Raw genomic sequence first — 7,973 nt, 5'->3', positions numbered from 1 at the left:
GAAACGGTCCAGGCCCCCCTCACCCCGCCGCAACGACCCCACCGCCGCCACCTCGTCCAGGCCCGGCACCAGCACCGGATGCGCACTCGACTCGACGAACACCCCGTGCCCGTCCGCCCGAGCCGCCCGCACCGCCTCCTCGAAACGCACCCGCCCCCGCAGACTCTCGAACCAGTACCCCGCGTCCAACCCCGCCGTGTCCACCCGACCACCCGTCACCGTCGAGTAGAGGGGGACGGCGGCGGACCGGGGTTCGAGACCGGCGAGGTCGCTCATGATCCGGTCGCGCAGCTCGTCCACCTGGACCGAGTGCGAGGCGTAGTCCACCGGAACGCGCCGAGCCCGGACCCCGTCCCCCTCACACGCGGCCAGCAGTTCCTCCAACGCCCCGGGCTCACCCGAAACGACCGTCGCGCGCGGCCCGTTGACCGCCGCCACCGACAACCGCCCACCCCACGTGGTGATGCGCTCCTCGACCTCGGCCACCGGCTCCGCCAGCGACACCATCCCACCCTTGCCGGACAGCGCCAGCAACGCCCTGCTCCGCAGCGCGACGACGCGAGCGCCGTCCTCCAGTGACAGACCACCCGCCACCACCGCGGCCGCGATCTCGCCCTGGGAGTGGCCGATCACGGCGGCGGGCTCCACGCCGTAGGAGCGCCACAGCCCGGCCAGCGACACCATCACCGCCCACAGCACCGGCTGCACCACGTCGACCCGCTCCAGCCACCCCTCGTCCTCCGAGCGCAGCACCCCGGACAGCGACCAGTCGGCGAACGGCGCGAGCGCCTCCTCGCACGCGGCGATGCGCTCGGCGAACTCCGGTGAGGCGTCGAGCAGTTCCTCGGCCATGCCCGCCCACTGCGAGCCCTGCCCCGGGAACACCAGCACCACCCGGCCAGCACCGGGCACCACCCGGCCCCGCACCTCGTCCCCACCCAGCACCACCGCACGGTGGTCCAGCGCCGCCCGACCGGTCGCCAGCGTCCATCCCACGTCCACCGAGGACGCGAGGCCACGCACCCGCGCCACCTGCGCGTCCAACGCCCCCTCGTCCGCGGCCGACACCGCCAACGGCACCACGGGCAGGCGGTCGGCGTGCCGCCGCTCGGCGTTCTCCCGTTCCGGCGGCCCCTGTTCGAGGACGACATGCGCGTTGGTGCCACTCATGCCGAACGAGGAGACACCCGCGCGGCGGGGGCGGCCGGTCTCCGGCCAGTCCATGGCCTCCGTCAGGAGGCACACCTCGCCCGCGTCCCAGTCCACGTGCGGCGACGGCTCGTCCACGTGCAACGTGCGCGGCAGCACGCCGTGCCGCATCGCCTGCACCATCTTGATCACACCACCGACACCCGCGGCGGCCTGGGCGTGCCCGATGTTCGACTTCAACGACCCCAGCCACAGCGGCCGTTCGGCCTCGCGGTCCCGCCCGTAGGTGGCGAGCAACGCCTGCGCCTCGATCGGATCACCCAGCGTCGTGCCCGTGCCGTGCGCCTCCACCGCGTCCACTTCACCGGCCGGCAGGCCCGCGTTGGCCAGCGCGGCGCGGATCACCCGTTGCTGCGACGGGCCGTTGGGGGCGGTGAGCCCGTTGCTCGCGCCGTCCTGGTTCACGGCGGTGCCGCGCACCACCGCCAGCACCCGGTGACCGTTGCGCCGCGCGTCCGACAACCGCTCCAGCAGCAGCATCCCGACGCCCTCGGCCCAGGCCGTGCCGTCGGCCGCCGCCGCGAACGGCTTGCACCGCCCGTCGGGCGCCAGCCCCCGCTGGCGGCTGAACTCGACGAAGAGGCCGGGCGTGGACATCAGGGTCACGCCGCCTGCCAGCGCCATCGAGCACTCGCCCGTGCGCAGCGACTGCGCCGCCAGGTGCAGCGCCACCAGCGACGAGGAGCAGGCCGTGTCCACGGTCACCGCGGGCCCTTCGAGGCCGAAGACGTAGGAGACGCGGCCCGTTGCCACGCTGCCCGCGCTCCCGCTGCCGAGATACCCCTCCATCCCCTCGGCCGCGTCCGGGAGTTCGTGCAGTCGCGAGGCGTAGTCGTGGTACATCACGCCCGCGAAGACGCCGATGTCCTTGCCGCGCAGGGACAACGGGTCGATGCCCGCCCGTTCGAAGGTCTCCCAGGAGGTCTCCAGCAGCAGCCGCTGCTGCGGGTCCATCGCCAGCGCCTCACGCGGCGAGATCCCGAACACCCCCGGGTCGAACTCCGCCGCCTCATGCAGGAACCCGCCCTCCCGCACATACGACGTGCCCGACCGCTCCGGATCCGGGTCGAAGAGCGCGTCCACGTCCCAGCCGCGGTCCACCGGGAACCCCGACACCGCATCGCCGCCCTCCGCGACCAGCCGCCACAGATCCTCCGGCGAGGCCACGCCACCCGGATAACGGCAGCCCATCGCCACGATCGCCACCGGCTCGTCCACGGCCGAGGCCCGTCGGCGCGGGGTGGCGGAGCGGGCGCCGCCGACGGTTGGCGCGTCGGACAGCTGCTCCAGGACGAACGCGGCCAGCGCCTCGGGGGTGGGGTGGTCGAAGACGAGGGTGGTGGGCAGGCGCAGGCCGGTCTCGGCGTTGAGGCGGTTGCGGAGTTCGACGGCCGTGAGCGAGTCGAAGCCCAGGTCCTTGAACGCGCGGTCGCCCGCGATCGACCGCGGCGCGGAGTGCTTGATCACCTGACCGACGTGTTCCCGCACCACGTCGCCCACCACGCGGGGGCGTTCGGCCTCCGGCAGCTCGGCGAGCCGCCGGGCGAGGCCGCCGTTCCCGCGTGCGGCGGTGCCGGAGGGCACGGCGACGGGGGCCAAGCTCCTCAGCAGCGGCGGGAGTTGACCGGCCGCGGCGCGCTCCTGGAGCCCGGTGCGGGAGAACGCCACCGGGACGAGGCAGGCGCGGTCGCTGCCGAGGGCGGCGCTGAGAAGCGTGAGGCCCTGGGCGGTGGTGAGCGGCTTGATGCCGCCGCGGCTCATGCGGGCGAGGTCGGTCTCGCCGAGCCCACCCGTCATCGCGCTGCGCTCGGCCCACAGGCCCCAGGCCAGCGACACCGCCGGAAGTCCCTGGGAGCGCCGGAAGCCCGCGAGGCCGTCGAGCGCCGCGTTGGCCGCCGCATACGCCGCCTGCCCCGCGCTGCCCAGCACCCCGGCCGCGGACGAGAACAGCACGAACGCCGCCAGGTCCAGGCCCGCGGTGAGTTCATGCAGATGCCAGGCCGCGTCCACCTTCGACCGCAGCACGCGCTCCAGCCGCTCGGGGGTCAGCGACTCCACCAGCCCGTCGTCCAGCACCCCGGCCAGATGGACGACGGCCGTCAGGGGGCGGGTCGGCGCCGCCAGCAGTTCGGCGAGCGCGTCGCGGTCGGCGGCGTCGCAGGCCGCCACGGTGACCGAGGCCCCCAGCGCCGTCAACTCCGCCACCAACTCCCGCGCGCCCTCGGCCTCGTCGCCGCTCCGGGAGACCAGCAGCAGATGCCGGGCACCGTGCTCGGTCACCAGGTGCCGAGCCGTCACGCGGCCCAAGGTGCCCGTTCCGCCGGTGAGCAGAACCGTCCCCTCGGGATCGAACGGAGGCACCACGCCCACGACCTCCGGCAGTCGCTCCAGACGCGGAACGAACACCCGCCCCTCGCGCACCGCCACCTGCGACTCCCCCGACGCCAGCACACCCGCCAGCACCTCATCGGCCATGTCCGTGTCCGCGTCCGCGTCCATGTCCACCAGCACGAAACGACCCGGATGCTCAGCCTGCGCCGACCGCACCAGACCCCACACCACCGAAGCAGCCGGATCCACCACCCGACCCTCCGCACCCACGGCCACCGCACCACCCGTGACCACCACCAGCCGACCACCCCGCTCCAACACCTCCCGCACCACCACCAGCACACGCCCCGCCAGGCCATGGACGGCGGCGATCGCCGCGTCGGCGTCGTCGTGCCGGGGCGCGCGGAACTCGGCGTGGGTCGGCGGCTCGTCGCCGGTCGCGACCCCACCGTTCGCGCCACCGGTCGGCGGCAGGGGGCGCCACACGACCTCGTGGAGCGCCTGGTGTCCCTGGCGGCCGGCGGCTCGCAGCCGTTCGGCGTCGACCGGCCGCGTGAGCAGCGCCTCGACGGAGACGACCGGCCTGCCCGACGCGTCGGCGACGGCCAGGGCGACGGAGTCGCCGGAGTGGTAGGAGATGCGGGCTCGCAGCGCGGACGGCCCGGCCGAGTGGAGGGTGACGCCGTGCCAGGAGAACGGCAGCCGCACCTGGTCGGAGTCGGTGGCGGGCCCGAGGCCGACGGCGTGCAGCGCCGCGTCGAGGAGGGCGGGGTGGACACCGTAGGCATCGGCCTCGCCGCGCAGTTCCTCGGCCAGCCGAACGTCGGCGAACAGCTCGTCGCCCCGGCGCCAGGCGGCCCTGACACCCCGGAAGAGCGGGCCGTAGCGCAGGCCGAGCGCGGCGGCGCGCTCGTAGAGGCCCTCGGTCGGGACGGGCTCCGCGTCGGGGGGTGGCCACCGCGTGAAGTCCTCGGCGGCCGGGAGCTCGTGGCGCGCGGGGCCGACCAGGCCGGTCGCGTGGCGGATCCAGCCGCCGGGGCCGCTCTCGTCGGGCAGCCGGGAGTGGAGGGTCAGTTCGCGTTGGCCGTGGTCGTCGGGCGGGCCGAGTTCGACCTGAAGTCGCAGCTCACCCTGGGCCGGGAGAACGAGGGGCGCGTCGAGGGTCAGCTCCTCCACGGTCTCGCAGCCCGCCTCGTGGGCGGCACGCAGGGCCAGTTCGAGGAGGCCGGTGCCGGGGAGAAGGACGACATCGTTGACGGCGTGGTCGGCGATCCAGGGTTGCGCGCCGAGCGAGAGGCGGCCGGTGAAGAGGAAGCCCTCGGACTGCGCCAGGCCGACCCACGCGCCGAGCAGCGGGTGCCCGGTCCCGTCCAGGCCGCCGCCGACGGGGGCGGAACCGCTCGCCGTCAGCCAGTACCGTTCCCGCTGGAAGGGGTAGGTCGGCACATCGACATGCCGACCACCGGCGAACACGCGGTCCCAGGCGACGGGAACGCCGTGCACCCACGCCTCGGCGAGCGAGGCCACGAAACGGTCCATCCCGCCCTCGCCCCGCCGCAACGAGCCGATCGCGGTGGCATCCTCGATCGCCATCGTCAGGACCGGATGCGCACTGGCCTCGACGAACACCCCGTGCCCGTCCGCCCGCGCCGCACGCACCGCCTCGTCGAACCGCACCCGGCCGCGCAGATTCTCGAACCAGTACGCCCCGTCCAGACCCGCGGTGTCCAACTCCCCACCCGTCACCGTGGAGTAGAACGGCACCGACCCCGAACGCGGCACGACAGGCGCCAGATCCGTCAGGATCCGCTCCCGCAGACCATCCACCTGAGCGGAATGCGACGCGTAATCCACCGGGATACGACGCACCCGGACCTCCTCCGCCTCACAGACGGCCAGGAGTTCGTCCAACGCCCCGGGCTCACCCGAAACCACCGTCGCCCGCGGCCCGTTGACCGCCGCCACCGACAACCGCCCACCCCACGCGGCGATGCGCTCCTCCACCTCGGCCACCGGCTCCGCGACCGACACCATCCCACCCTTGCCGGACAGCGCCAGCAACGCCCTGCTCCGCAGAGCGACGACGCGAGCGCCGTCCTCCAACGACAACCCACCCGCGACACAGGCGGCGGCGATCTCCCCCTGCGAATGACCGACCACGGCTGCGGGCTCCACACCGTAGGAACGCCACAACCCGGCCAGCGACACCATCACCGCCCACAACACCGGCTGCACCACATCAACCCGCTCCAGCCACCCGGCATCCTCCGACCGCAGCACCTCGCAGAGCGACCAGTCGACAAAAGGACTCAACGCCCTCTCACAGGCGGCCATCTCCTCCGCGAACTCGGGCGAGGCATCGAGCAACCCCACCGCCATGCCCGCCCACTGCGACCCCTGGCCCGGAAACACCAACACCACCCGGTCGGCCCCCGGCACCACCTCACCCACCACGGTGTCCGGCCCCAGCACCACCGCCCGTTCGGCGAACTCGGACCGTGCGGTCGCCAGGGTGAAGGCAATGTCCGTGAGGTCGAGGTGCGGCCGGGCCAGGAGGTGGGCGCGAAGGCGCTCCGTCCGGGCGCGCAGGGCGGGCTCGTTCTTCGCCGACAGGACGAGCGGCACCACGGGCGGCGCCGTGGTCTCCCCCGCCCGGTCCCCCGCCTCACCGTCCGGCGGGGCCTGTTCCAGCACGACGTGGGCGTTGGTGCCGCTGACGCCGAACGAGGACACGGCCGCGCGGCGTGGGCGGCCGGTATCGGGCCACTCCACCGACTCGGTCAGCAGCCGCACCGCGCCCGCGTCCCAGTCCACGTGGGAGGTGGGCGTCCCGGCGTGGAGGGTCATGGGGAGGGTCCCGCGCCGCATGGCCTCGATCATCTTGATGACGCCCGCGACGCCGGATGCGGCCTGGGTGTGGCCGATGTTGGACTTCAACGACCCCAGCCAGAGCGGCCGTTCGACGTGACGGTCCTGACCGTAGGTGGCGAGCAGGGCGCGTGCCTCGATCGGGTCGCCCAGCGTCGTGCCCGTGCCGTGCGCCTCGACCGCGTCCACCTCGCCCGCCGCCAGGCCCGCGTTGTCCAGCGCCGCGCGGATCACCCGTTGCTGCGCCGGGCCCCTGGGCACCGTGAGGCCGCTGCTGGCGCCGTCCTGGTTGACCGCGCTGCCGCGCACCACCGCCAGCACCCGGTGACCGTTGCGCCGCGCGTCCGACAACGGCTCCAGCAGCAGCACCCCGACGCCCTCGCCCCAGCCGGTGCCGTCCGCGCCGGCGCCGAACGCCTTGCACCGCCCGTCGGCCGAAAGACCGCGCTGCCTGCTGAACTCCACGAACATCCCCGGCGTGGACATCACCGTCACGCCGCCCGCCAGCGCCATGGTGCACTCGCCCTTGCGGAGTGCCTGGCACGCCAGGTGGAGGGCGACCAGGGACGACGAGCAGGCCGTGTCGACCGTGACGGCGGGGCCCTCAAGGCCGAAGGTGTAGGCGACGCGGCCCGTGGCGACGCTGCCCGACCTGCCGCTGCCGAGGTAGCCCTCCAGTTCGGCGGGGGTCTCGGCGAGGTCGGTGGCGTAGTCGCTGTAGGCGACGCCGGCGAAGACGCCGACCGGCTCGCCGTGCAGGGACTCGGGGCGGACGCCCGCGTGTTCGATCGCCTCCCAGGAGGTCTCCAGGAGCAGCCGCTGCTGCGGGTCCATCGCCAGCGCCTCGCGCGCCGAGATCCCGAAGAACTCGGCGTCGAAGTCGCCCACGTCGCCGAGGAATCCACCGGCGCGGGTGTAGGAGGTGCCGGGCGTGTCGGGGTCCGGGTCGTAGAGGGATTCCACGTCCCAGCCGCGGTCGGCGGGGAAGTCGGTGATCGCGTCCCGCCCTTCGGCGACCAGCCGCCACAGTTCCTCGGGCGACCGCGCCCCGCCGGGGTAGCGGCAGGCCATGCCGACGACGGCGATGGGCTCCCGGTCCGCCGCCTGGACGTCGCGCAGCTTCTCGCGGGTGTGACGCAGGTCGGTGGTGACCAGCTTCAGATAGTCGCGGAGCTTCTGTTCGTTCGACATCTGTCCTCTTCGGGCGGATCCGGGCAGGTGCGGTCGGGGCGGCGGGGCCGAGGCGGCGGTCAGGAGAGGCCGAGGTCCTCGTTGATGAGGGAGAACAGCTCGTCGTCCGTGGCGTTGGCGATGTCCTCGTCGGTCGACGTTCCGGTGGGGACGCCGTCGGCCGAGCGCAGCCTCGCCACCAGGTGTTCGAGCCGGTCGGCGACCGCGCCGCGTTCCGCCTCGCCGAGGTCTCCGACCGGCAGGGTGTCCAAGGCATCCAGGGCGTCCAGGGCGTCCAGGGCGTCCTGGGTGTCCTGGGCGCCGAGAGGGCCGGGGGCGCCGCGGGTGTCCGTGCCGGTGGGTGGGGCCGCGAGGAGCGGGGCCAGTTCCTCGCC

At 74.1% G+C, this 7,973-nt stretch carries 2 protein-coding genes; both read right to left on the bottom strand.

Annotated features, from left to right (window positions below):
- A partial coding sequence (locus ADY01_RS29345) for a type I polyketide synthase (RefSeq protein ID WP_049579533.1) occupies nucleotides 1–7,599 on the bottom strand: 7,599 nt, incomplete at its 3' end.
- A gap of 59 nt (nucleotides 7,600–7,658) precedes the next feature.
- Nucleotides 7,659–7,973, bottom strand: a 315-nt coding sequence (locus ADY01_RS29340; RefSeq protein ID WP_049579532.1) for a hypothetical protein, incomplete at its 5' end; no start/stop codon positions are given.

It is taken from the genome of Streptomyces sp. SBT349, assembly GCF_001083795.1.
Classification (GTDB): Bacteria; Actinomycetota; Actinomycetes; order Streptomycetales; family Streptomycetaceae; genus Streptomyces.
This window is presented reverse-complemented; position numbering and strand designations above follow the sequence as displayed.